General features: G+C 41.3%; 22 protein-coding genes. 9 read left to right on the top strand and 13 right to left on the bottom strand.

Features of this window, described 5'->3' with window-relative positions:
- Positions 1-3 precede the first annotated feature (3 nt).
- A complete protein-coding gene (gene modD / locus UCH003_RS03495) occupies positions 4-825 on the top strand; it encodes a ModD protein (protein ID WP_060825450.1) in 822 nt (273 codons plus the stop codon).
- A complete protein-coding gene (locus UCH003_RS03500; RefSeq protein ID WP_060825451.1) occupies positions 825-1,409 on the top strand; it encodes an IMPACT family protein in 585 nt (194 codons plus the stop codon). The genes modD and UCH003_RS03500 overlap by 1 nt, the downstream gene beginning before the upstream one ends.
- Here UCH003_RS03500 and UCH003_RS03505 read toward each other — a convergent pair.
- The 4 genes from UCH003_RS03505 to UCH003_RS03520 form a co-directional block, all read right to left on the bottom strand.
- Complete coding sequence (locus UCH003_RS03505) at positions 1,404-1,970, bottom strand: YceI family protein (RefSeq protein WP_039674127.1); 567 nt, start codon at positions 1,968-1,970, stop codon at positions 1,404-1,406. The genes UCH003_RS03500 and UCH003_RS03505 overlap by 6 nt on opposite strands.
- An 84-nt stretch (positions 1,971-2,054) precedes the next feature.
- Complete coding sequence (locus UCH003_RS03510; protein WP_060825452.1) at positions 2,055-2,510, bottom strand: phosphatidylglycerophosphatase A family protein; 456 nt, start codon at positions 2,508-2,510, stop codon at positions 2,055-2,057.
- Between the two features lie 79 nt (positions 2,511-2,589).
- On the bottom strand, positions 2,590-3,018 hold the full coding sequence (locus tag UCH003_RS03515; protein ID WP_060825453.1) for a hypothetical protein: 429 nt from the start codon (positions 3,016-3,018) through the stop codon (positions 2,590-2,592).
- Between the two features lie 207 nt (positions 3,019-3,225).
- The gene (locus tag UCH003_RS03520; protein ID WP_060825454.1) at positions 3,226-3,411 is read right to left on the bottom strand and encodes a hypothetical protein; all 186 of its coding nucleotides are present in this window, start codon (positions 3,409-3,411) and stop codon (positions 3,226-3,228) included.
- Positions 3,412-3,570: 159 nt separating this feature from the next.
- Here UCH003_RS03520 and UCH003_RS03525 point away from each other — a divergent pair, with 159 nt between their 5' ends.
- The 4 genes from UCH003_RS03525 (at position 3,571) to UCH003_RS03540 (ending at position 6,314) form a co-directional block, all read left to right on the top strand.
- The gene (locus tag UCH003_RS03525) at positions 3,571-3,987 is read left to right on the top strand and encodes a hypothetical protein (RefSeq protein ID WP_060825455.1); all 417 of its coding nucleotides are present in this window, start codon (positions 3,571-3,573) and stop codon (positions 3,985-3,987) included.
- A gap of 207 nt (positions 3,988-4,194) precedes the next feature.
- Positions 4,195-4,707 carry a zinc ribbon domain-containing protein gene (locus UCH003_RS03530; protein WP_060825456.1) on the top strand — a complete coding sequence of 171 codons (513 nt, stop codon included), beginning with the start codon at positions 4,195-4,197 and terminating at the stop codon, positions 4,705-4,707.
- 301 nt (positions 4,708-5,008) lie between these two features.
- Positions 5,009-6,028 carry a hypothetical protein gene (locus tag UCH003_RS03535; protein WP_060825457.1) on the top strand — a complete coding sequence of 340 codons (1,020 nt, stop codon included), beginning with the start codon at positions 5,009-5,011 and terminating at the stop codon, positions 6,026-6,028.
- A 40-nt stretch (positions 6,029-6,068) separates the two neighbouring features.
- Positions 6,069-6,314, top strand: coding sequence for a hypothetical protein (locus UCH003_RS03540; protein WP_060825458.1), 246 nt, complete (start codon positions 6,069-6,071; stop codon positions 6,312-6,314).
- Here UCH003_RS03540 and UCH003_RS03545 read toward each other — a convergent pair.
- The 4 genes from UCH003_RS03545 to UCH003_RS03560 form a co-directional block, all read right to left on the bottom strand.
- Complete coding sequence (locus UCH003_RS03545; RefSeq protein WP_060825459.1) at positions 6,311-7,450, bottom strand: tyrosine-type recombinase/integrase; 1,140 nt, start codon at positions 7,448-7,450, stop codon at positions 6,311-6,313. The genes UCH003_RS03540 and UCH003_RS03545 overlap by 4 nt on opposite strands.
- 190 nt (positions 7,451-7,640) lie before the next feature.
- Complete coding sequence (locus UCH003_RS03550; protein ID WP_060825460.1) at positions 7,641-8,834, bottom strand: hypothetical protein; 1,194 nt, start codon at positions 8,832-8,834, stop codon at positions 7,641-7,643.
- Positions 8,812-9,699, bottom strand: a complete 888-nt coding sequence (locus UCH003_RS03555; RefSeq protein ID WP_060825461.1) for a response regulator — start codon at positions 9,697-9,699, stop codon at positions 8,812-8,814. The genes UCH003_RS03550 and UCH003_RS03555 overlap by 23 nt, the downstream gene beginning before the upstream one ends.
- Positions 9,696-10,820 (bottom strand): bifunctional 2-C-methyl-D-erythritol 4-phosphate cytidylyltransferase/2-C-methyl-D-erythritol 2,4-cyclodiphosphate synthase, encoded by a 1,125-nt coding sequence (locus UCH003_RS03560; protein ID WP_060826925.1) that lies wholly within the window; start codon positions 10,818-10,820, stop codon positions 9,696-9,698. Before UCH003_RS03560 ends, UCH003_RS03555 begins: the two co-directional genes overlap by 4 nt.
- 104 nt (positions 10,821-10,924) lie before the next feature.
- On the opposite strand from UCH003_RS03560, the gene UCH003_RS03565 reads away from it, so the two are divergent.
- The gene (locus UCH003_RS03565) at positions 10,925-12,049 is read left to right on the top strand and encodes an Mrp/NBP35 family ATP-binding protein (RefSeq protein WP_039674119.1); all 1,125 of its coding nucleotides are present in this window, start codon (positions 10,925-10,927) and stop codon (positions 12,047-12,049) included.
- A 17-nt stretch (positions 12,050-12,066) separates the two neighbouring features.
- On the top strand, positions 12,067-13,287 hold the full coding sequence (locus UCH003_RS03570) for a tetrahydrodipicolinate N-succinyltransferase N-terminal domain-containing protein (RefSeq protein WP_060825462.1): 1,221 nt from the start codon (positions 12,067-12,069) through the stop codon (positions 13,285-13,287).
- Between the two features lie 35 nt (positions 13,288-13,322).
- Here the strand turns inward: UCH003_RS03570 and UCH003_RS03575 are convergent, their stop codons facing one another.
- From UCH003_RS03575 to UCH003_RS03585, 3 genes are all read right to left on the bottom strand, one after another.
- Positions 13,323-14,540: a GGDEF domain-containing protein gene (locus UCH003_RS03575; protein ID WP_060825463.1), complete on the bottom strand. Its 1,218-nt coding sequence runs from the start codon at positions 14,538-14,540 to the stop codon at positions 13,323-13,325.
- A 161-nt stretch (positions 14,541-14,701) separates the two neighbouring features.
- On the bottom strand, positions 14,702-17,242 hold the full coding sequence (locus UCH003_RS03580; protein WP_158509030.1) for a transferrin-binding protein-like solute binding protein: 2,541 nt from the start codon (positions 17,240-17,242) through the stop codon (positions 14,702-14,704).
- Positions 17,243-18,221: 979 nt separating this feature from the next.
- The gene (locus UCH003_RS03585) at positions 18,222-19,490 is read right to left on the bottom strand and encodes a surface lipoprotein assembly modifier (protein ID WP_039674112.1); all 1,269 of its coding nucleotides are present in this window, start codon (positions 19,488-19,490) and stop codon (positions 18,222-18,224) included.
- A gap of 181 nt (positions 19,491-19,671) precedes the next feature.
- On the opposite strand from UCH003_RS03585, the gene UCH003_RS03590 reads away from it, so the two are divergent.
- Positions 19,672-21,435, top strand: coding sequence for a 7TM diverse intracellular signaling domain-containing protein (locus UCH003_RS03590; RefSeq protein WP_060825465.1), 1,764 nt, complete (start codon positions 19,672-19,674; stop codon positions 21,433-21,435).
- Here the strand turns inward: UCH003_RS03590 and UCH003_RS03595 are convergent.
- Positions 21,432-22,091 (bottom strand): response regulator, encoded by a 660-nt coding sequence (locus UCH003_RS03595; RefSeq protein WP_060825466.1) that lies wholly within the window; start codon positions 22,089-22,091, stop codon positions 21,432-21,434. The genes UCH003_RS03590 and UCH003_RS03595 overlap by 4 nt on opposite strands.
- Positions 22,092-22,166: 75 nt before the next feature.
- Positions 22,167-24,713 (bottom strand): glycosyltransferase, encoded by a 2,547-nt coding sequence (locus UCH003_RS03600; protein ID WP_039674106.1) that lies wholly within the window; start codon positions 24,711-24,713, stop codon positions 22,167-22,169.
- Positions 24,714-24,749: the final 36 nt, after the last annotated feature.

The raw sequence follows: 24,749 nt of genomic DNA on the forward strand, positions 1-24,749 counted from the left end.
GTTATGATGGATATGATTCGAGAAGATATCGGCTTGATGGATGTAACGACCGTAGGTCTAGGCATCGGACATTTGGATGCAAAAATTACCTTTGCACCGAAACGTCCGGTCGTTTTATGCGGTGCGGAAATCGTCGAGACGATGTGCAAAGAGATGCATCTAAGCGTCAAACGCTTTTGTAAAAGCGGCGATTTTGTGGAAGCAAATACACTTATTTTAGAAGCTTACGGAAGTGCGGCACAGGTTCATCAGGTTTGGAAAGTGTGTCAAAATATTTTAGAATATTTGTGCGGGATTGCGACGAAAACATCGGAGATGCTTACGCAAGCACGCCTTTACAATCCGCATATCGAACTGTTAACCACGCGTAAAATTTTTCCCCGTACTAAAGAATTAGCCCTTCAAGCCGTATACGCCGGCGGCGGAGCACATCATCGTTTGGGATTGTACGACTCTATTTTGGTTTTTAAACAGCATCGCGTTTTTTTCGACGACAAGGCGTCGTTTGAAGCACAATTTCGCAAAATGAAACAACAATTTTTGGAAAAGAAAATCGTCGTCGAGGTTGAAAATGCAGATGAAGCACTCTATTTTGCGCGTTTAGGCGCGGATATTTTGCAGTGTGAAAAAATGACGCCCGAAGAGTTTAGCGCATGCGTTGCGTCGGTACGCCGCGAAGTTCCTTCCGTCTTTTTTTCCGCAACGGGCGGCGTGAACGAGAAAAATATCGGCGAATACGCTCAAGCGGGAGCCGATTGTATCGTGACGTCTTCGCCCTATCATGCCAAACCCGCCGATATACGCGTGATTATCGAGAAGTGCTGATGCAGACGGTGCAAGCCGTTTACCATGCTTCGTCGGAAGAAAAAAAGTCGACGTTTATCGCGTTTTTGTGCCCGATAGAAGCGTTTGAGGCTTTACATGTCAGATTAAAAAACGAACATCCCAAAGCCGCGCACATTGTTTGGGCTAAAAGGGTTTTTAACGAATACCGTCAAATCGTTGAAAATAACAGTGACGACGGCGAACCGAAAGGAACCTCTGGACCTCCGATTTTAAGCGTTATGCGAGGTTTTGAAATCGTCAATGCGGGCATTTTAATCGTTCGTTATTTCGGAGGTATCAAACTGGGAACGGGCGGTTTGGTACGTGCGTACGGCAATGCCGCCAAAGAGGCGATCAGTGCTTCGACGCTTGTGACGTTCGAGTTTCAAACCGCGGTAGAATTTTTTACGCCTTTTGCGCTTCTCGCGCGTTTTGAACATTATTGTAGCACGCAAACGCTTCTGTTTCAACGCACGTTCGATACGCAAGGAGCTTATTGGAAGATGACGCTCAGCGAAGCTCAAAAAGAGGCTTTTGTACGTTTCGCCGGCGTGTTTGAATCGGAAGGATTTAAACTTTTATAACTCGATCGCTTCGACTTCTATCGCGATTTTGACGATCTCGTCGACCGTTAAGCCGCCGCCTTCTAAGAGTTTATTCCAATTCAATCCAAAATCTTTGCGGTTGATTTGCCCTTCCAAACTAAAACCGATGCGTTGATGTCCTTGAAAATCTTTAACGACTCCGTGAACGGTGGCATTTAAGACGACTTCTTTCGTAACGCCGTGCATCGAAAGCTTGCCGTAGACTTTTCCGTCTTTATAGCCGCTCATCGTAAAATCAATCGTTTTAAACTGGTCAACGTTGAAAAAATCAGCACTTCGCAAGTGATCGTCGCGTTTGGTAATGCCCGTATCGATCGAAGAGGCGTTGATTTTGGCGTTGAGTTTGGTAAAGACCTTCTTATCGACGTCGTAGTCGATATCGGCGGAGTAATTTTCGAACGAACCTTTGACGTTGGATATCATCATATGCTTGATGCTAAATCCGATATTGGAGTGCGTATTGTCGATGACGAATTCTTTTGCATGTGCAAATGAGAAGAAAAGTGCCGTAGCACTTAAAAAAAGTACGATATGCCTCATAGACGATCCTTTCGAGTAAAGTAATGACGTCTATAGTATAATCGTACCTTCCTTACGGCTCTGCTACGGGGGAAAAGTAATTTTTTAGATTAAAGGCGTTACAAGTTGGTAGAGTGCGGCACTGCTGATACCCGCAAGTACGCCCGCTAACATGTCGTCTCCCATCACGCCGAGCGCGCCTTTAACGTTGCGATCGATGCGTCCGATTAACGAGGGTTTCCAAATGTCGTAAAGCCTAAAAAAGAGAAAACTCAAAACGATTTGAAGCAGGGTTTGCGAACTGAGGATCAATGCGATCCACACGCCGACCGCTTCATCGATCACGATGCGCGAATCGTCGTGATTGCCGCTTTGTTCTTCGTACGCGTTAATCTGTTTAAAAGCAATCATCGTCACTAAAATCGTTAGCAATACCAGCGTTTCCATCGAAATATAGCGTATCAGGACGACACCTAAAACGGTGGCAAGCAAGCTCCCCGCCGTTCCGGGTGCTTTAGGGGAGAGTCCGCTGTAAAAAAAGGTTAAAAAGCTATTGGGCATGAAAATCCTAAGTCAGTGAAGTCGTTTGATATATATTTTGCATTAAAGTCCTTTAAATAGTGATTTTGTAGTTTAAGAATTATTTTTTGTGTACTTTTTTATGTATATCTCTTGTTCTGCTTTTATTATTTCTTTCAAACCAAGAAGTACATTCTTCTAAGACAAAATAAATTTTTCCCCCTGTATCATATTGATGATAGGGAAGAGGGTCAATAGTTCTTTGCGTATACTCTTCCAATGTTCTTACACTCATACCACAATATTCCGCAAATTCTTTTTTAGCAAAGTGATTTCTTGGTTTGCCAATCTCATCTTTTAGTGCATCGTAAGCATTTGCTAGGCTTTGTAATGTAGCATAAAGATTTTCGTATTCTTGATTTTTTTTACTTAATGCCTCATTCGCTTCTTTAAGACTAGCTATCCTAATCTTTTTAGCACTAATCAGGGCATTTTTATCTGCTATCCATTGATTTAAAAAACTTATTGTACTAAATTCTTCTTCTTCCATGATTAGCCATTTTATTAAGATTTTGAATTACTGTAATTCTACATAAACTAAGATTTTAAGTTTGTTAAAATGATGGTATGAGATGATGAGGTGAAACAAATCTAAAATAAGTATGATATACGGGGTGGTTGAGTTAAGAAACACTCGTTTGCGTAGGACGATGGGCTATTAAGTATATTAGTATCGCTAAATACGATAATGTCGCTATTAATCTTTCTGTAGTTTTCCTTCTAACTCTTTTAGTTTTTTGAGATTATTTTCTTCTGTTTTGATTAACTCATCAAAAGCAAGACCTTTTATAAGTGTTTTATATAAATTTGGTTTTGTTTTTTTCCAATTTCTAAGAGTTTTAACATCTATCCCAAAAAAACCAGCCATATCCCTTTGAGTCATTTAAAACCTTTTTTTATTTGAAAGGTACAAAATGAGACTTTATATCTCAACAAGGTAATAAAGCCCTTTGTTTTCAAAATAAAAGGTAAATAAGCCCCTTTTAATATTTTTGCCAATAAAATACTTAGACTAGTAAAATAATATTTTTAAGGAGCACTCATGCAAAAGTTAATCATTTCATTTTTCATATTGTTTTTTATATTTGGTTGTAGACAACCGCCATCTCCTGAGCAAATAAGACAAGCGGATTATGGAATATATCCAGAAAAATATAAAGAATTAGTAACAGAATATATTACTGCAAATTTAATTGACCCAACAAGCCCAATTTTTTCAAATTGGACAGGTCCTGAAAAAGGATGGTATCAACAGCCTTACTCTCAGAATGGAAAAGTCTATTATGGCTATAAAGTCTGTGTGTATGTTAATGCGAAAAATAGAATGGGTGGTTATACTGGGGCAAGTCCATTTTTTGTAGTTATTAATAATAACCAAGTTGTATATTTAGACAGTGCCTCAAGTTATAAAAGAGGTACTATAGGTGAGGAAGAAGCATATAGACGATGTAATTTTTAAAAAATTTTACGAATAAAAAATAGTGGTTTAATAGTCATATGTGCCCTATGCGAGTTTATCTAGGGATGTTGGGTAACTAGGCAAAGACCATAAAATGCTTCACATAAACTTTATAGAGAATAAATTAATTTTATGAATTAATCAGGTGTGCGAAACCAGTTACCAATAGAATTATATTATTAAGATTTATTTTATAAAGGTTAATCAATGGCAATGATAAATTGTTCAGAATGTGGTAATCAAGTTTCAGACCAAGCACTCACATGCCCACATTGTGGCATTTCTTCTCCAATTTCATTAGAAGAAAGAAATAAAAGAGAGGAAGAGTTAAGACTTATTGAGGAAGAACGAATTAAACAAGAAGAGTGGGAAAAAATTATAGAGGAAGAATTAAAAAAGAAGAAAGAAATAGCAAATCAAATGAGGAAGAAAAGTAATCCTATCCTTTTTGCTATAGCAGGAGGAATGACGCTTATATGGTATTTTGCATATTCTTATTTTACTCCTAATATAAGAAGCAATGTAAACACTCCAAGTGTAAGTACTTCAAATAATTCATCTTATTGTTATGACATGTGGTATAAATATGGCTCTTGTGTGTATCGCTCATCAAATGGATTACCCTGCAAGTCGGGGACTGATGTGTCAATACCAACAGAATGTCAAAATTTTGCTGGTAAGAATGAAGCATCAAAAGCGGGTATGCTATCAAGTAGATAACAGTGGTTTAAGTGCCTCCATATGAGCCTTAGGTGAGCTTATCTTATCTAAGGCTGTAGGGGAATTAGGGCAAGACTATAAAATGCTTCACATAAACTGTAGAGTATTTTTACGAATTGATGAGGTGTGCAAAACCATTATGTTCTTATTAAATGAAATTATTTAGCTTTAATGATATAATGAATTTTCGAAAAAGTTTCAGTGATTTTTTTAAACAATAAAATTGTATTTCAAAGCCCATATAAAGCCTTTTAAAACGTATAATCGATATAAGTAACTCACTACTAGGTAGGTAAAAGTTATGAATGATGTTTTAGATGAAGTTCCTAAAATTTATACGTCTTATAATATATCTGGTATAGACTCTTTTAATATTACTCTTAGAGAAAAAAATAAAAATAATCTTACAAGCTTTTTATTTCAATGTATCGAAGATAAAATAATCTCACGGTTCACGACCAACAAAATCTTTTTTGATGATGGTAATTCTATTGATAAAAGAGATGTTTACCAAAGAGGATTAAGAGGGGATGTTAATACTACCTTTGAGATTGGTGGCATTTTAAGTTATCAATTTGCTTCTGCGCCTATTTGGAATTTCATTAAAGCTTTAGTTATAAAATACGGTAAACAATTAATACTCAATCGAATTGATTATTGTATTGATTTCAAGATGGATGATTATAATAAGTCTCTAAATATTAAAGAATTTTATCTTTATTTTACGAAATATTCATTAGGTCGTATTAAACTTAAAGAGCCAAAAAATAATAAGGAACATAATACCCAATATGTTTTATATGATAACCCTTATTTTAAAATTTATTGGTATAACAAACATATTAAAAAGGGTAAAGTAAGAACCATCAATGCTATTGTAAGGGTCGAAATAAGCCTTAAAAGAAAATACCTTAGTCGTAGCACTATTGGGTGTGGCACAATGGATGAGTTTGTTTACAACTATAATAACATCACTAAAGAGCTACTTAGTAAAATCAATGTGAATATTATGGGAGATGAGGTTTACTTTAATACTGAGACAACGGATCAAAAACTTAAACAATTTGTAAAATATATACAAGATGAAATTCCTTATCCCCCTTATATGATGCGAAACGATAGTAATAATGTTGAAAATACTAAATTGATTAAAGAAGTTATTGCACTCTCTAAAAGAACAGAGTATCAAACAAAGAGCACAAACCGACCTAATGTTCAAAAGATTAGTGAATCATTAGGGGAAAATAAAAATAAAGTAGGAAATATCATTAAATTTTTAGCATTGTGTAAAGAAGAAGAAAAAATGCAAAGTGAAAAGTAATTTTTTTACGAAAAATTATAAAGCAAAAGGAGAGTAAACAATGAAAGATTTCATTTTAGAAATGGGTGAAAAGCTTTTAGGATTAATTGTTATTGTAGGAATGATTTCTGCTGGAGCTATTGTAATTCATAAAGGGTTACTTGGACTTCTAACAGCATTAGCTATTATGATAGGGGTTGTAAGTACTACATTTTTTCTATACCTTTTAATAGACATTAGAGATAAAAATGTAGAAACTAATGATTTATTAAAAAAGCTCATTGAGCAAAATGGGCGGATAAATTAATCTTTAGTAATATAGTCATATAGTTTTTCTAGTGCTTCCAAAGTTTTATCTTTGGTTGACCTTGAGTAGATACCTGTGATGCTTTTATTTTGATGACTTAGTACTTCTTGAATAGTGAAGGGATGTATATCTAATTCTATAAGAAGAGAACTCCCTAAATGCCTAAAATCGTGAGTGTGAAATTTTTTATCTCGTAGGCTTTGAATATTACCAAGAAACTTTTTCTTTTCAAAGCCTATAAGAGTTTTATTAACTGGTTTTGGCATTTTCCCATTTGATACATTTGTTACAAAATCACTTTGAAAAATAAAAATATCTTTTGGATATTGTTTTCTTAATTTGTGTAATTCATCTAAAAGAGATTGAGGTATAGACCATTGTTGTATTCTTTTTGTTTTTGTAATTTCAGCTCGTGATAATATTGTATTATTGTCTAAGTCTATATCTGACCATTTTAACTCTAAGAGTTCGCCCATTCGTCTACATGTGAATAGAATCATCAGAAAATAAACACGGTATTTAAAATTTTTAATTTCTAGGATAGCTTGATAAAATTCTTTTGCAGTTTGAAGATTGTTATTAGTTAATGTTCTTACGTCTCTTTGCGCTTTGGGTTCACCTTTTACAAATTGTGTAGGTGATTTTTGAATAATATCATTTTTCATAGCTTCGTTAAATACAAAACCAACATATCTTTTGACGTTGTTTATATAACTAGAAGCATAGCCTTCTTCTTTTAGCTTACTGATAATTTCAATGATATCTAGGCGACTAATATCTTCTAATCTTTTTTTGTGTAAAGACTTTAAGTGCTTTTCGCTAAATACTTTAATGTTCTTTTGGTATTCACCTTTTTTACTGTCTATAATTTCATTCATATAATCAACAAATTTTTTATCTTTTTTATATGATATTTTTTCAAAAGGATTATTCCCTTTACGAATTTCTGCTTTTACATCAGATAATGCAGTTTTTGCTTTAGAAAGAGTTGTAGCATTAAATAGCTTAGTAAGATTCTTTTTATTGAATCTTTGAGCATTGCATCTAAACGTAGCGATATACTCTTTTTTGCCATCATGACTATGTGTTTCATAGATTCCATTTGCTACTTTTTTATATTCTCTATTATCTGCCATTTTCATTTCCTTCGGCTTTCTAAAAGATATTGTACACAAAAATAAAAAATAAATGTATTAATAAAATAAATTTTGTGTACAATTTGTGTACGTTAAGATGTGGTAGAATGTTTGAAAATGTGAGATAGGTTGATAAGTAATCCCTAATTAAAGGGATTACTTATTGTGTATTGGTATTTAAGAAAAGTGATTACGTTAAAGAAGTCGTTTGGTGCAAGCGCATCAGCTCAAGGTAAAATTCGCGTTCGTCATGGTTTTCCAACAACCCGCTGTTCGGGAAAATCGCATCGTAAATTTTACCGATATTTTCGAAACGCTTTTTAAAGAGCTCGCTTAAAATCAGTGCCGAAATATCTTTGCGCATAAAAATCGCTGGAGGTAGCATACCGGCTTTGAGAATCTCTAAAAGCGATTCGGCATGGTATTTGATGTGGTGATGCGCGCCGTGAGGACACGTATTGGTGCTCACCAACGTTTTGCATTCGTTACAGTAAACAAATTCGGTAATAATCTCGACGTCGATCTCTAAATCTTTGTAGTGGTTTAAAATAGATCGCATTTCGTTTTTGTCGTAGTACGCGCCGATACCGCTGTGATTTTGCCCTAAGATGAGTTTGTTACACCCGAAATTCGAAGCGCAAATAGCATCTAAAACGGCATTTTTATAGCTTGAAAAAAGGTAGGTATTTTCAAACGGGACGATGACGACGCGATTTTTCGGCAAATAGTTGTCGACAAAATACTGCAACGCTTTAAAGCGTAAATCATAGGAGAGAATGTCTTGCTTGTAAGGTTTGAGCAGAAAAATGACAAGCATGTCGCATTTTTCCAACGTGATGCGCATCACGCGTTCATGTGCTCTGTGAAAAGGTTTTGCGTTAATCATCATTGCCGAGACGCTTTTGGCACCGAGTTGCTCTTTGGCATCGGCAATTTTGGCTTTAACGTTTTTAATATCGTCGAAAACGAGTTCGTACTCTCCGCAAACGGCAACGTCCCCAAGACGTTTTAAAAAGGTTAGCGTTTCGGGGTTAGAAACGTCGTACGTTCCGAAAATTTGTTCGATGCGTCGTTTTTTATCGACTTCAAAGACTTCATCGACGATGATGGTTCCTTTGATTTTTCCGTCGACGATAAAATCAAGCGGTTCGCCTTTGTAGGCGGTGGTGAGAATTTCTCGGTTTTTTTCTCCTGCCGGTGCGATGATAAACGGGAACGGGAAGGGTTTTCCTTTATAATAGCCGCTTTGCGCGACCTCTTCGTATTCGGCTTTGTTCATCAGCTTGTCTACGGGATGCAAGATGCCTTCTTTGGCGAGGGCTAAGGTGGCGATAAACTCTTTGTCTAAGAAGAGTTGCCGATTATTTTTTCTTGTTGATTCCATACTTCTTCCTTTTTTCCCATAAACTTTTACGTGATATGCCTAATTTTTTCGAGAGCTCGGTATCGGGGAATTTATGTTGAAAATTACAAATCACGTATTTCACGTAATCGTCGATACATAAAATATCGCCTTGATCCAAGATTTTACTGTCGCTGGTGATTTCGATCGTATTCAAGTCGCTCTCTTCGTTCGGGTCGGTACTGCATATGATAGCACGTTTGCCTTCGATCATAGCGTAGATTTTGAGTTTTTCGCTCTTTTTGAGGTTTTGAAGATCGACGATGTAGAGTAACTCCTCACTATCGGCACGGGTAATCTTTTCAAAGGCGTTAGGGTGCATCAACGAAATGAAGCTAAACGTTTCGTTTTGGGAATTGGCGTAGTTAAAGACAAGGGCGTCGGCATGTTTTTGAAAGTTCGTTTTAATCAAGATCGGAAATTTCGTTTTTTTATCCAAAGGCTCTAAATGCGCGCTACTAAAGAGGTTCTTAACATACTCCTTGTAGGTCTCGTTCTCTTTTTTGAGGCTTTTAAATTGGTTGAGATGTTGAAGTTTGCGAATCAACTCTTCGATCATAAAAGGTTTTTGGATATAGTCGCATGCACCGGCTTTGATCGGGTTGGTAACGGTGTCGTTGCTGATATAGGAGATCATTAAAATAATAATAGATGCACGGTGCTTTTCGATGACGGGGTAAAAATTTTGTCCCGAAATATTCGTAGAGAGTAAAATTGCGTCGTACTTTTCATCTTTGAGCGCGTCTTTAATGCTGGTAGCGATTTCACAGATATGCCCGATTTCCATTAACTTAGAGGCGATACTTTGAGCGAGGTAAATCTCATTTTCAACGATTAAAATCTTCATCTATTCTTCCAATCATAGTATTTTAACGTAGCCGTTGCACTGACCGCAACACCTTCTTTTCTGCCCACGAATCCCAATTTTTCCGTTGTCGTCGCTTTGACGTTGACGTGAACGGGCGCAATGCCTAAAATATCGGCAAGGCAAAAGCGTATGGGATCTTTAAAACCGCTTAGCCTTGGAAATTCCGCCATGACCGTAAGATCGCAATGAGTGATCGTAAAACCGACTTTGGCTAAAAAGGAGCATACTTCGCGTAAGAGTATTTTCGAATCGATATTTTTATACCGTAGATCGTTATCGGGAAAGAGTTCGCCGATGTCGCCGGCTCCCGCTGCGCCTAAAAGCGCGTCGATTAAAGCGTGAATTGCCACATCGCCGTCGGAATGTGCTTTAAAGCCGATGTCGGGGTGCACTTCAACGCCGCCGAGCATCATCGCTTTGCCTTCTTCATACGCATGGACGTCGAAGCCGTAACCCGTAAAGTGATCCGAAGAGGGGGGCATCAAGCACGCTAAAGAGGCTAAATCTTCTTGACATGTCAGCTTTTTGGCATTCGCGTTGCCTAAGACGTAAGCGACGCTTCCGCCGATCGCTTTGATTGCACTGCTATCGTCGGTATAGGCAATCGGCGTTTCCAACGCTTTTCGCAAAACCTCCGTTTTTGAGAGTTGCGGCGTTTGGATCAGTTTCACGTCTTCACGCTCGATGGTTTGGTGTTCGTATACGACCGTATCGACGACATTAAGGTACGGTACGACGATATCGGCACTCTCTTTGGTATCCAAAAGGCGCATCAAAAGCGCTTGATCGATGCAGGCTCTCGCGATGTCGCTAACCAAGACGTAGGGCGTATCGACATGTAAGAGTGCGTTTTTCAAAGAGGCTTGCCTTGTCTCTCCGCCCTCAACGAAACAGATAGCGTCGCTAAATTTTTCGGCATAAAAACGTTCATCGGGGCTTGTCGTGACGATCGTGCGGGCAAAAGGGAGATGTTGTTGAAGGTTTTGTGTGGCAAAAAGCCATAAAGGCAGGTCGCCTATGCGTAGCCACTGCTTCTTAACACGCCGATTAAAACGTGAGGAACTTCCCGCTCCCAACATTATAAGCGTTAAATCGGGCAAACTTTGTCCTTTTTTCTGAAGTGTTACGATATTATACATTTTGAAAGCTTTTTTTTATCTTTTTTGTGTTAAATTCCATCATCACTTACCTCAAAGGTTGAATAATGTTGAATAAAGATGTGGTACTAAAGGCATTAGGTGGCGTAAAATATCCCGGATTTGAAAAGGATATCGTGACATTCGGTTTTGTCAAAAGCGTCGAAGTTTCAGAGAATAATGTTTATGTTGAAGTCGATATCGTCTCCTCTAGCAAAGAGGTCGGTGACGAATTAAAAGCCAATATTGAAAAAGAAATAGATGCCCTCGGCGCAGCACGTGTCGATGTTGTCGTCAAACAGCCCAAACCTCCGGTTGAAAAAAGCAATTCGCAATCGGGTAAAAATATGGCTCCGCACATTAAAAATTTCGTGATGGTTAGTTCGGGAAAAGGCGGTGTCGGTAAAACGACGACGACCGTGAACTTGGCGATCGCTATGGCAAGCCAAGGCAAAAAAGTCGGACTTTTAGATGCCGATATTTACGGTCCGAACGTGCCTCGTATGATGGGCGCAGTCGATCAACATCCCGAAATCGTCGGTCAAAAAGTCAAACCTATCGTTGCGTACGGCGTAGAGATGATGAGTATGGGCTCTTTAATGGAAAGCGGTCAGTCGTTGATTTGGCGCGGAGCGATGATTATGAAAGCGATTGAGCAGCTCTTACGCGATATTTTATGGAGCGATTTGGACGTTTTGTTTATCGATATGCCTCCGGGAACGGGCGATGCGCAACTTACCTTGGCTCAAAGCGTTCCGGTCACGGCGGGTATTTGCGTTACTACGCCGCAACAAGTCGCACTCGACGATACCGAGAGAAGCCTTGACATGTTCCAAAAATTGCACATTCCGATTGCAGGTATTATGGAAAATATGAGCGGTTTTATCTGTCCAGAGACGCATAAAGAGTACGATATTTTCGGTAAAGGTACGACCAAGCCGTTGGCGGAAAAATTTGAGACGATCGTTATCGGGGAGATTCCTATCGAGCCTGCCGTTCGTGAAGGCGGCGATGCCGGAAAACCGGTCACGTTTTTCCATCCCGAGAGTGAAACGGCGAAACGCTACCAAGCGTCTGCTCGAAAACTATGGGAATGTATCGAGAAAGTCAACGAAGAGGGCGGCGCAAGCAACGAAGCGATCCAACCGACGATGGGTATCAACGGAAGCCCGAGCGCTTGTTCTCAACATTAAAAAAAGGATAAAGAGATATGGCATTACGTATGACGGTTGACGAAGCCGATTTCAAAGCGTTAGTCGGCGAGATTGAAGCGCAAGAAGGGTATAAAAAACCGATTGCGTTCGGTATCGCTCGAGTGGATCGCGGACAACTCAATCCGCATAAAATTTTACAAGCCACGTTTCCCGTCGTAAACTGGAATGAAAATTTCGGTTCGGCGGCTATTTTGATCGCAGCGTTGCAAGAAAGCGGCATTGAGATTGATTTTAGCGGAAGCGAATACGTTTGCGACGTGAAGAAAAAGTTTGTTAAAAATGCGATGAACGCGTTTACGCCTTATCTAAATAAAGCATTCGGCGATGCTCATAAAAACGTGCAAGTGATTAAAACGCTCGATTGGATTGCGCAAACCGAAAAATTGAAAAAAGAGTATCGTATCGTGTTTCTTTTTGAAGACGATAAGCCGCTCAGCCCCGAATCGGTTTACCTCAAACTTTACGCTCTTTCAACGGGTAAAGCCGCTTTACGCTCTTTAAATCTCACCGGAGCGTTCGGCGTGCTTGAAAACGTCGCATGGTCGTTCGGACAGCCTATCGAGCTTGAATGGCTTCGTATGCATGAAGTCGAAATGAAGCTTTACGGTCATTATCCGATGATCGAGTCGGTCGATAAATTTCCGCGCTACCTCTCACATGTTATTCCTGCGGACAATACGCGCGTGCTAGACGCAAGTAAAGTTCGTATGGGAGCGCATTTACATCCGGGAACAACCATTATGCCCGGTGCAAGTTACGTCAATTTCAATGCCGGAACGACGGGTGCGGTGATGGTTGAGGGACGCATCAGCTCTTCGGTTGTCGTCGGTAAAGGTAGCGACGTGGGCGGCGGTGCGAGCATCTTAGGCGTTCTAAGCGGCACCAACGGCAATCCCGTCAGTATCGGCGAAAACACCTTGCTCGGCGCAAACTCGGTAACGGGCATTCCTTTGGGAGATGCATGTATCGTCGATGCGGGTATTGCGATTTTAGAGGGGACAAAAGTCGGTGTGAGCGCGAAAGAGCTCGTTAAAATCATCGAAGCCAACCCCAAAGCGAAACACTTGAAAAAAGCCGACAAAGAGGAGATCGTTTTCTTTAAAGGCTTAGACCTCTCAGGACTTAACGGAATTCATTTCCGTCAAAACAGCGTCAACGGAATGATTCAAGCCGCACGTTCCAAACGCGAGATCAAACTCAACAGCGACCTTCACTAACGCTTTCTAAAGCGAGCGAAAAATCCCCGCTCGCTTTAGGCACAAATCAAACAATTTCTTCCGCTCTCTTTTGCCTTATAGAGCGCATCGTCCGCTAGTTTAATAATCTCGTGAGGCGTTTTACCTTTGAAAGATTGTGCCGCGCCGATGCTCACGGAGAGACGTTCTTTTTTAGGCTTCACGGGAGTCGGCGTTTTTTTAGGTGCTTGTTCGGGACGGTTTTGATCGCGAATGACAAACCCTCGTCTAAAAATGCGCTCCCGTACCTCTTCGAGTGCCATGATGCAATCTTCTCTCTTTTTACCGCTAAAAACGATCGTAAACTCTTCTCCGCCGTACCGATACGCCCTACCGCCGTTTTTTACCTGCGAAAGCTCTTTGGCGACCATTTTGAGCACTTCGTCGCCGATGTCGTGTCCGAAAGTATCGTTAAATTTTTTGAAAAAGTCGATATCCACCATCGCTAGCAGATAATTCGAACCGATATGCAAAAAACGCTCTTCAAGTGCTCTACGTGCGGGAATACCGGTGAGGGTATCGATGTACGCCATCGTGTAAGCGTCTCTGACCAGCGCGCTAATGGCAATGAGCGAAGCCAGTAAAGAGTAGAGGATAAAGCCGTGCGCTTCTTGCCTAAAAAGAAACGATACGCACAATGCGGCAAGCATCCAAAAAGGTGCTTTTTGCGTGTAGGCGTTAAAGAGTAAGGAGACGAGAAAAATAAAAAGCAGCGCAATGACGACGATAATCACCGTAAAGTCGTTGGTTTGGGTCAGTTGATGCAAAAAAGAGGGTAAAAGCGTCGTGTTGAGTGCGGTTTGAAGTGCAGGCGAAAAATACACGAGAGCGGCATAGCTTAACCCCAAAATCGCAATCGCAATCGTGGTACGCAACGCACCGAATGCGCTAAAAAGTCCTCTTTCTTGCAAGGCATACAAGAGCAAATAGCCGATAGCACAACTCAAAGGAACGATGTGCCAAAACGCCGTTCCGCTCAGTTTGGTAAAAAACGTATTGGGAAACGCCAAAATCAGGTTGAAAAAAAGAGGGAAGAGGAGTAATGCAAAGAGTTTGCTTTTATTAAAATAGACGCTTAACGCCAATGCCAATCCTAAAAAAACAAAGGTGCTTTGCCATAAAAAATAGTACATGTAAGCAGGAATCAGCTCAAAATAAAGCGCGACGAAGCCTAGAAGAATTGCTCCTAAACAAAGCGCGTTAAAGGTATAAAGTACCTCTTTCATTCGTTGCATTGCATCCCTTCATCTCCTGTCATTCCGTATGATTTTACCATCTTTAGGCTTTGGTTTGAGACGGTAAAAGGTATCGGAAGCTTTAAAAAGCACGGAAGGAAATTCTTTTCCTTCCGCAATGAATGATTTTTACATGTAAAGAGAAAAGAGGGGAGTTAACTCTATTTTTTCCCGGCAAAAATACCCGCGGCAGATGAACCCGTTTTGGAAAGTGCCCACGTACCGCCGATCTCGTTAGCCGCAGGACCGTAAAAGCTTCCTTTGATCGATCCGGTATTATCCGTACCGTTCAATCCACCTGCAAAGCCGTTTCCGCTGATAGAGACCGCATTTAAATTGGTCGTCGCATAAGACGCGCCGCTTGAGGCGTAATTGACGTTCATCGTACCCGTAATCGTACCGCTTGCAAAATTTGCATTCATCGTATGTGTACCGTTCAAGGTTTTCAATGCGCCGCTTTCATAGCTCATACCTTGTACCATGCCGTTATAGGTTGCCGTTCCGCTTGATGGCATTGAGGTGGTCGGTGTCAATTTTCCCGCAATCCAACGTGACCCGTCAACGACCGTTTTGTGAGAAGCCGAGAGTTCGGTGCTCCACGTTCCCCATGAAAGATAGTTGTAGCTATCGTTTTCGCTCATGGTCGTTGCCGCATACGTTGGAACGCTTCCCGAATCTTTCATCGCAACAAACGCATTTTGGTTGACGTATACGTTTGTATCGGTATAATCCGTCGTAAGCGTTCGATTGGTCGATCCGTCCGTAACCGTGATGGACGCTTTAACCTCTCCGGTTGAAGGTTTCAACGTCATTTGTACATCATCCGTCGTCGTACTGGTGTCGATCGCGACGGTGCCGGTTGAACGGTTGGCTACGAAACCTACCGCATGTCCAGACCAGACTTCGCCGTCGCTCGGCGTGTAAGATTTTGCGACGGATTTTGTATTGACATACCCGCTCATCATCATCGAACTTAAAGACGGTGTACCGCTTTCACTGTAGTACGTCGCCCCGAATGTTCCGCCCATACCGTTAGGATAAGCGTTTCCATAAAGTTGAAGCGTCGTCGTGTCACGCATAGCATCTTTGATGACTCTGGGTAGATTACTGCTTTCAGATGCGCTCAAACGACGTGTTTTAAACGTATAGTTTCCTGAAATTTCCAAAGCGGCTCGATCGATATCGCCGACAAAAATCGCCGTTCCTTCGGCACTATCCATCAATGCGTTCGTATCAAAACCATACACTTTACCCGTTGCCCAATTGACAAATAATTTCATCGTATCGGAAGCATAAGAAGTTTTTGTATAAGGAGAAACGACTCGTTCGCGAATATCGTAGGTAGAAACACCGCTCGTCGGAAGCTTGGAAGAAGAACTTAAACGCTCACCGTAATAGCCTTCAACCGTACTTGAACCGTTTTGCAAAATATACCTAAAGAAATCTTGATCGCCGTCGGCATGAAAAACGGAAGCCCCGCTCATATCTTGACCAAATATAGACGTTGCATCGCTAATCGAACCTTGATAATATTCCGTTCCTACGACGTGTGCCGCACTTGCCGTATCGATGCTAAAGGTGCTATCGCTTTGGTTGGGATAGGTAAGCGTAAACGTTAGGATTTTACCGCTTGCGTCGCTTGACGCGGTGACGCTACTAGGAGTTCGTACGCGCCAAACCGTACTGTCGATTTTGGAGACCATGCCGCCCGTCCATTTATTATCGGCGACCGCATCGTAAATAGCGTTTAAAACGGCATCTTGAATATTGGATACGTCGGTTAAGCGCATATAAGACCCGCCCGTAGCATCGGCAATTTCAACGGCGGCATCTTGCATTTGTTGACCCGACGTCGAAGCATAGACGTTGGATGTTTGTCCCACGTTAATTTCCGAAGTGTCGATGAACACTATTTTCGCTCCGGCGGCAATCGCCAAGGCTTTGAGTTCTTTTTCATTGACACTGTTTTGCCACGAAGGTGCATCTCCGAAAACGACGATGACTTTTTGAGCACCGGTTCTCCAATTGGTTACTTGTCCACTGGCAAGCGAAGTATTGCGCGGGGTTGGGGCACCTGAATCAATGACTTGCTGAATCGCGTAAAAGTTACCTTCTTCCCAATCGCCACCGCCTGACGCATACCATTGATTGATCGCGGTCGTGACCGCCGTATCGTTATTGGTAATCGGTTGGAGAAGTTGATAGGATGAGGTCGCCGTTTCACCGTATTCGCTCGGATCTCCGAGGTAACGCCCGACACCGAACTGCGCGTTGACTTTGGAAAAACGGCTATCGGCGCGTAGGGCGTCTAAGATCGCTTGCGCATTGGTTTGAGCACTACCGACGAGTCCACCCATACTTCCGGTGTTGTCGGCTAAGAGAAAAATATCGACATCATGCTTGGCAAGCAATCGGTCAAGCTCAAGTTTTCGAGTTGTTTCGATGGTTTTTGTGGTATCGACAACTTTGGTAGAGAGCGCATCTTTCAAATAGGCATCGGAAGACCATGATTCCATTATAGGCAGAGGCATAGTGTCGCTTTCTTTTGCGGAAGCAAGCAGTACAACAGGGGTTTCAATTTCGTACATTTCATAAGCAACTTTGTCTTTCTTGGTCGTTTTTTGATTATGTTCAAAATCAACTTTAATTTGATTGACTACTTTTCTCAGTTTTTCAACATTATTGTTATAGATTATTTCCATTGCAGTAGATGCATATAATAATGGCTCGTTTGTCATAGGATTTTTAAGATAGTCACTAGCGATATGATCATACATATCAAGACTGTTCAAAAATGTTTTTTTCAGCATAACATCTGCTTCTACTTCAATTCCCCAAAGTGTTGTTTTCATGTTTGCTTGAATGAATTTTTTATCTTGTTCTATACTTTTTCTCAAGTTTTGTATTGCCTGATTATTCTCATTTATTGCTAAACGAATTATGCTTTCAATTTCATCCGCATTTTTTGCATTTGCTAATTTCGCACTATAAAATGGATTTTTAAGACGGTCGGTAACCCCGTTGAGAATGAGATATTTTGCTAGTTCTCCTTCTGTTTGAATCATGTTTAAATAATTTTGATTGATTTCTCTTTTCTTGTCTAATGTAGCTTCATAGGTTTGTTCAACATCGTTGAAAGCACTTGCAAATCCAAAAGCAGGTCCAATGACAGGGGCTAAAGCTAAATCAGAAAGTGCTGTATTAAAATAATCTCTTACACTAGCTTCCCCCATTTGTATTTTTGCGGCTAACTCTCCGGTACTTTTTCCAGCATCGTATGCATTAATAGCTCCACCAACAAGCGTTGTTGTCGCTTTTAGGTTTAAGGTTCCTTTTAAATCTTTTGTTAATGTTTGTATATTTTTTTCAACAGTTGATGCTCTGCTTTCAAGCTTATGCAATCCTTCTGTAGTGCTTTTAATGTTCTTATTTTCAATTGCTTTTTTGGTCGATGATAAATTTTTCTCTTTATTTCGTAGTTTAGTTTCCATATCTTTGATTTTTTCGTCAGATGCCTTCCATTCTTCCACTATCGCTGTCATATTTCCAATACCTTGTTCAATAAACCAAGTTGGATCAATAATATCAGCCGATACTCCTCCGCTCAACACCATGCACGCCGCTGCTGAAATGGCTATTTTTTTCATTGTATTTTTCATTGTTTGCCCCTAGTCTTTAATGTTAAAAATTTTTGGTCAACGTTAGCATCGTTTGTTGACGGTTATAGTCGTACATGTCGATGGTGGAACTGTTTTTTGTGTAGGTGTACGAGAGGGTCACGTTTGCCGCCCATTCTTGGATTTGGTAGTTGAGGTTGGCGGTTGCGTCAAAACGTTTATCGACTCTTCCCGTGGCATATGCCGCTTCGATGCCGTCGTAATCGGTTTTGCTATAACTTGGAGAGATATAAATGCTCCACTCGGCATTGATAGCATTAAAATAACCGACGTTGACGCCTTTAGAGTTGTTTTCAAAAGTTTGGACGCCCGAGTTTTCATGTCCTAAATAGCCACCGAACGTAACGTATGAATGGTTATCTACTAAATAGCGCAAAGACGGCGAAAATGTGATGGCGTTACCGTCTCTATCGCTGTTATCGTAGTAGTGTTTCTTTTGAAGCGCAAGGCTGGAGATAAGTAAAAGTTCTTGGGAGAGTGCATAACTGACTTGCGGTACGATACCGTGGCTAAAAGAGTAATAATCTTTGTCGTGACCGATCTTAATGCGATTGACGACATAAGGCAGAGCAAACGTCCAATCGCCTTCTTTATACCCAAACCCCGTCGAAAGGGAGAGATTGGTCGAGTCGTACGTATTGACTTTGCGGTAGTCGATCGTGCTGACGCCGATGCTGTTTTGCCATGACCATTCATCTGACATGTCATAACTATAATCCGCTCCCGCTTTAAGCGTTAACGCCCAATCTCGCGTATTTTTTGCATTTTGATCGAGGGTAAACGGCAAGTCGTACATTAATACGGAGTCGATACTCGGTCCTTGATTGGCGTTGGTATCGTACATGTAGCCTGCGCCGACGTAAGCGTTCCATTTTTTAGGAGACGAAGCGTCGATAGTCGCTAAGAATCGATCGATATTCTCGCCGACTTTCGCCGGAGGATTTGCCGATTTGACGTCTTGAAGTAGACGTTTTGCTTTTGCTTGGTCTTTTTCCAAATAATACACTTCGGCTAACTCAAGCTTAACGCGTAGGGCGTTGGGTTCTTTCTCGAGCAATTCGGAAAAATAGGCTTCGCTCTCTTTTAATTTGCCCGTTTCTTTCGCCGACATCCCCAGTAAAAAAAGTCCTTGATTGGAAAGCGATTTGTCCGCATATGCAGGTGTTAACAACTCGTAAGCAATTTGCGGTTGATCGTTTTGTAAAGCCTCTTGCGAACGCACCAAAATACTTTTATCTTCTTGTGCAAGAAGATTCAGTGTTACTAAACTCATTAAAACCATTATCTTTCGATACGAAACCCTCTTCATAGAACTTGCCCCTCTGTCATAAAATATTCGTCTTATATTGTAGTATCGCTGCGTTACGTGTCCCGTTATATTTTTTAATATGTACGATTTTTTTGCAAATTTATCGTATGAAAGGTATACTTTTCGGAAAAAACGTGGATAAGCGATGCAAAAACTTTTTGTGTGGTGTCTGTGGGTACTTTCTTTATCGGCGGCTTCGATCGATATAGGGCAGAGCGATAACGTCTCGTTACTGGAACACGCCGAAATCTACCTCGAAAAAGGTGCAAACTTTGAAGTCTCGGACGTGCCGCCGCAAGAGGTCTTTCAGCCTTACATGTCATCTTTTATCAGCCAAGGGTATTTAGCCGATGAAGCGGTTTGGGTGCGTTTCAACCTCAAAAACGAAAGCGCCGTAACGGTGAAACGTTTCTTACATGTCAATAACTCGATGCTTGATAGTGTTATTTTATATGATGACCAAGGTCATATTTTAAAAAGTGGAGTTTTGTATAGAACGGAGTATAGTGATATATTTGATTATTTTTTCCCAATACAACTCAATTCTTTAGAAGAGCGAACATTTTATCTTAAGGTACTCACTAACAGTTGTGCGACGTACTTTCACCTTCATGCGGAGAGTGAAGCCGTTTTATGGAAAAAAACGTTAGACAGGCAGTTGATTTTAACGCTTTTATTTTCCGTTATGGGAACGCTCATTGTTTACAATGCCTTTATTTACTTGTTTACAAAAGAACGCGTTTATCTTACTTATGTGTTTTATTTGAGTGTGGTGGTTTATAATGATCTCTCTTATACGGGTATGCTTTTCCCGGCTATGAAGCTTTGTGGTATATCCTATGAAGGCATGATCGCATGGTCGTATATTGATGCCTACTTAGGACCACTCTATACCATGGGTGTAACCCTTGCAGTATTGTTCTTTGTGCGAGATTTTATGCACCTTGAACGCTACCCAAAAATCCATCGAAGTTTCAAGTGGTTCTTTCTAGGATGTTTAGGGTTTGCGCTTATTTATCTTTTTGGAAGCGATATCATCTTTGACGTGATTATTTATTATATGTGCTTTATCTTACTTTATATCTTAGCCATTGCCGTCTATCTTGTCTATAAAAAAGAGGAAAATAGCCTCTATTTTTTAGTGAGTTGGGGCGTAAATATCCTAGGGACATTTATGTTTTTACTTTACAATATAGGTATGTACATTCCTAAGAATGGGGTATACTGTTATTTTTATGAGATGAGTATGGTATTTGAAGGGCTTGTTTTTTCTATTATCCTCTCTAAACGGCTCAATCGTACCAAAGCATTGGCAAAAGCGTTGGATACCGAACGCATTTTGATACGGGAATTGCATCATCGCGTTAAAAACAATCTCCAGTTTATCGTCTCTTTGTATCGACTCAAGTTGCGTCCGAGCTTGGATGCTATCGGGAAGGCAAAGCTCGTCGAAGCAGAGAGTAACGTGCGCTCTATCGGTAAGATTCATGAGATTTTACATGCGCATCAAAATATCTCGGAACTCGCCGCTTCGGTGTATATCAACGATCTGATTAAAGAGATTAAACGAGGGTATCCGCAAAGTAACATTACCGTTGTGATCGAAGCGGACGAAGTGGTTCTCTCAATCGATCATGCGATTTATTGCGGTTTGATTATCAACGAGCTGGTGACCAATGCGCTCAAATACGCTTTTGACGCACATGAAGGGGAAATCATTCTCCACCTTACCTATGCGCAAAAAACGTACTGTTTGGAAATATACGATAACGGTAAAGGCTTTGAATGGGATGATGAACGCGATTCGTTCGGGCTCTCTTTAGTCAAACGGCTAATACACGATGAACTTAAAGGAACGTTGCACTACGAGCAGACACACGGGAGTCATTATACGATTCGATGGCGCTAGTCGTTGAGTTTGTATCCGCTGTATTTCACGACTTCAAACGAAAGTTCGGGTAGTTTCGTGCGTAAACGATGCATCAATTGCCTTCGCGCCGTATCGCTGATAACGCTATTGGACCAGATGACTTCGTCGATGTAGGAGAGCGGAACGATTTTACCGCGATTGTGAAGTAACAATAAAAAAAGTTGTTGTTCTTTTGCCGCTAAAATGACCGGTACGTCGTTTAAATAGAGCTGTTGATGTTTAATACTGTAAACGTAGCCTTTTCCGATGTCGATAAAGGCGGAAGTCTCTTGAATCCTAAGGGCACATAAACGTAACGAAGCGATCAGCTCTTCTTCGCGAAACGGTTTTAAAATATAGCCCGTGATACTGATGGAAGAAGCTCTTTTAAGCGTTTCCTCATCGCTAAAAGAGGTCAGAAAAATCACATGTGAATGGTACAATTGTTGAAGCATTTGTGCCGTTTCGATACCGTCGATTGAGCCTTTGATCTGAATATCGGCTAAAACGACGTGAAGACGGTATTTATGGGCGATTTTCATAGCACTTGGCGTATCCGAAGCGATAAATGCGTGAAATCTAGGTAAGGTTTCAACGATGCTTTTAATATCTAAAGCAATAATCGGATCGTCTTCTAAGATAAGGACATTGACCATAAAACCTCTTTAGAACGTAAATAGCGGTAGTATAACATGCGTGCGTTACGCATTGCGTTATAAAACCGCAGCGTCTTAGGCTGCGGTTTGGGATTTGGGTTTCATCGATTGAAGTTCAATGATGCGAAGGATAATCGCCGAGTAGTACGGAATACTTTGAATCAAAAGCGTAAACGCAAAAACGTAAATTTCGGTAATGCGCGTAAAATTGGTAAAGTAAAGCGCAAAAAACGAAATCGTCAGTAAGCTTGCTAAAATCATCTCGTGACGGATCGGATTTTTATTTACTTTTTTCGTATTACCGCCTTTTTCGGTACGTTTGAAAGGCAGTCCGTCTTTCACGAATCCGTCGTAAACCGCTTTAAAGATGACCAGTTGGAGGCTCATCGATGCAATCGCACTCAGGATCGTCTCTTTAATGCCCATTTTGACGCGGGTATGGTACAAAATAAACGCATGCAAGATGTTAACCAAGAAGGCAACGACGATAGGCAAGGTCAGCGGCAAGGTCGGGATCGTAACGCCGACGAAAATGATAAACGGAACCCAAAAAATATTTAAAAATGCGGTCATCGCGCCGAATGCGTCGGAGAGCCAGAAAAACCAGCCTGCGACGAAGTGGTATTTTTGGTACGGCGTTAAGGTTTTGGAAGAGGGCATAAAATGACGCCAATGCTTTTTCAAAATCTGAATCGCACCGTACGCCCATCGATGGCGTTGCGTTCGAAACGCTTCAACGGTATCGGGCAATAGTCCCCAGCCGTAACGACGGTTTGTGTAGTGCGCGCTGTAGCCCGCTTCAAACAGGCGAAGTCCCAATTCGGAGTCTTCGACGATCGTATACGTCGTCCAATCTCCCACTTCGTGCATCGCCGAGAGGCGCGCCATGAGCATCGTTCCGTGTGCAACGATGGCGTTTTCTTCATTTCTTTCCACCATTCCGATGTCGAAAAAGCCCGCATACTCGGCATTCATCGCTTGCTTGATCAAGGATTCGTTACCGTCTCTGTGATCTTGCGGTGCTTGAACGAGCGCGACTTTAGGATCATCGAAAAGCGGTACGAGATCGACGAGCCAATGATCGCTTACGACGTAGTCCGCATCGATGACCGCTAAAATCTCGGCTTTTTCGTTCGTGTGTTGGAGGGCAACGTTGAGCGCACCCGCTTTAAATCCGGTACAGGTAATGTTTAAAAAGACGAATTTGTCGCCGAGTTTTTTGCAATGCTCTTCAATCGGTTTCCAGTAAAACTCTTCGGACGTGTTGTTGATGACGACCAAAACTTCGTAATTGGTGTATTGCATTCTGGAAAGCGCATCCAGCGTTTCGATGAGAACGTGCGGTTGTTCTTTGTATGCGGGCACGTGAATCGAAACAAACGGAGCGTGTTCTAGTTTCAGGTGAAGCGGTACGAGACGCTTAGGTGCAATGCCGAGCGTACATTTGAAGAGCTCGTTGATCTTTGCCAGCGTGATGATGACCAAAGGAATCATTAAAATAATACCCATCACCCACATGACCCACATACCGAAGTTCATATAGTAAACAAACGGATAGGTTGCCGCCATAGCGATACCAAATCCCATCGCCTGAGCCGCGGCGGCAAAGGTCATGGAATGCGCGAAATTGACGCGCTGGTTGCGCAGACCGAAATAGGTCAGTAAGATGCCTAAAAAGACGGCTCCCGCCATTTGGTAACGCCAAAGAGGGTTTAAAACGGTTTGTTTAACGAAGTGAAATTTCGGTTGTTTGTTAATATCGAACAGTCCCCAGTAAGGTCCAACGCTTCCCTCGTGAACGCCTTTCCACGGCTGATCGAATGCTTCGACGATATTATAACTCCATTTGTTCGCTTTTGCCATCTCTAAAAAGCCCGTAATCGCGGCGATTTGATTGCTAAGCGTGGCTTCGGCTTTTTCATTGTTGTAACCGCTGCTCGGCCAACCGAATTCCCCGATCGTAATCGGTTTTTTAGGATACATTGCGGCAATAGCGTCGTATTTTTCCTTGGCGAAAGCCAACGTTTTTTCGATAGGAATTTTTTCCCAGTAGGGAAGAATATGCACGTTAATAAAATCGACATGTTTGGCAAGTTCTTTGTTGGTCAGCCAGACATGTTGCACCTCCGCAGACGTTACCGGAATCCGCGTACGTTTGGAAACACGGTCGATGTACTCGATGAGTTCGTCGGACGTTAAATCGGCACGCAGCAAAACCTCGTTTCCGACGATGATGGAAGCGATACGCGGCGCATACAGTTTGGTTAATTCAAACAGGGTTTCGATTTCGCCTTCGTTGGCACCTTTATCGGTGGAGAGCCAAAGCCCCACGTCGACTTTGAGTTTGGTATCGCCGACGTTTTCCAAAACGCGTTTAGCGTCGCTGATAGCGTAGGTACGAACTTTACGCGCGATACTCTCGATAATTTTCATATCGTCGGCGATTTCTTGATTGCTTTTGGGCGCTTTATCGAAACCTTTGTACGGCGTGTACGAGAGGGACTCGATTTTATCGCCGATTTGAGGGGACGTAACGATTTTGTCGCCGCCTCGCGTCCAAATGAAAACTTGCACCAACGAGGTGAGGAGAATAGACAACAGAATGTATTTGAAATATTTCAATCGAATGCTCCAAAAAGGATAATGTTTTTAAGCCGC

Origin of the sequence: Sulfurospirillum cavolei, from assembly GCF_001548055.1 — a bacterium.
Taxonomy (GTDB): Bacteria; Campylobacterota; Campylobacteria; order Campylobacterales; family Sulfurospirillaceae; genus Sulfurospirillum.

Bases quoted from the DNA above. Each gene is read 5' to 3' on its own strand.
- UCH003_RS03540 (WP_060825458.1), top strand. From the start codon at position 6,069: ATGAAAGATTTCATTTTAGAAATGGGTGAAAAGCTTTTAGGATTAATT.
- UCH003_RS03500 (WP_060825451.1), top strand. From the start codon at position 825: ATGCAGACGGTGCAAGCCGTTTACCATGCTTCGTCGGAAGAAAAAAAG.
- UCH003_RS03545 (WP_060825459.1), bottom strand. From the start codon at position 7,450: ATGGCAGATAATAGAGAATATAAAAAAGTAGCAAATGGAATCTATGAA.
- UCH003_RS03515 (WP_060825453.1), bottom strand. From the start codon at position 3,018: ATGGAAGAAGAAGAATTTAGTACAATAAGTTTTTTAAATCAATGGATA.
- UCH003_RS03580 (WP_158509030.1), bottom strand. From the start codon at position 17,242: ATGGAAATAATCTATAACAATAATGTTGAAAAACTGAGAAAAGTAGTC.
- UCH003_RS03510 (WP_060825452.1), bottom strand. From the start codon at position 2,510: ATGCCCAATAGCTTTTTAACCTTTTTTTACAGCGGACTCTCCCCTAAA.
- UCH003_RS03505 (WP_039674127.1), bottom strand. From the start codon at position 1,970: ATGAGGCATATCGTACTTTTTTTAAGTGCTACGGCACTTTTCTTCTCA.
- UCH003_RS03555 (WP_060825461.1), bottom strand. From the start codon at position 9,699: ATGAAGATTTTAATCGTTGAAAATGAGATTTACCTCGCTCAAAGTATC.
- UCH003_RS03550 (WP_060825460.1), bottom strand. From the start codon at position 8,834: ATGGAATCAACAAGAAAAAATAATCGGCAACTCTTCTTAGACAAAGAG.
- UCH003_RS03525 (WP_060825455.1), top strand. From the start codon at position 3,571: ATGCAAAAGTTAATCATTTCATTTTTCATATTGTTTTTTATATTTGGT.
- UCH003_RS03530 (WP_060825456.1), top strand. From the start codon at position 4,195: ATGGCAATGATAAATTGTTCAGAATGTGGTAATCAAGTTTCAGACCAA.
- UCH003_RS03590 (WP_060825465.1), top strand. From the start codon at position 19,672: ATGCAAAAACTTTTTGTGTGGTGTCTGTGGGTACTTTCTTTATCGGCG.
- modD (WP_060825450.1), top strand. From the start codon at position 4: ATGATGGATATGATTCGAGAAGATATCGGCTTGATGGATGTAACGACC.
- UCH003_RS03565 (WP_039674119.1), top strand. From the start codon at position 10,925: ATGTTGAATAAAGATGTGGTACTAAAGGCATTAGGTGGCGTAAAATAT.
- UCH003_RS03575 (WP_060825463.1), bottom strand. From the start codon at position 14,540: ATGCAACGAATGAAAGAGGTACTTTATACCTTTAACGCGCTTTGTTTA.
- UCH003_RS03585 (WP_039674112.1), bottom strand. From the start codon at position 19,490: ATGAGTTTAGTAACACTGAATCTTCTTGCACAAGAAGATAAAAGTATT.
- UCH003_RS03595 (WP_060825466.1), bottom strand. From the start codon at position 22,091: ATGGTCAATGTCCTTATCTTAGAAGACGATCCGATTATTGCTTTAGAT.
- UCH003_RS03570 (WP_060825462.1), top strand. From the start codon at position 12,067: ATGGCATTACGTATGACGGTTGACGAAGCCGATTTCAAAGCGTTAGTC.
- UCH003_RS03520 (WP_060825454.1), bottom strand. From the start codon at position 3,411: ATGACTCAAAGGGATATGGCTGGTTTTTTTGGGATAGATGTTAAAACT.
- UCH003_RS03535 (WP_060825457.1), top strand. From the start codon at position 5,009: ATGAATGATGTTTTAGATGAAGTTCCTAAAATTTATACGTCTTATAAT.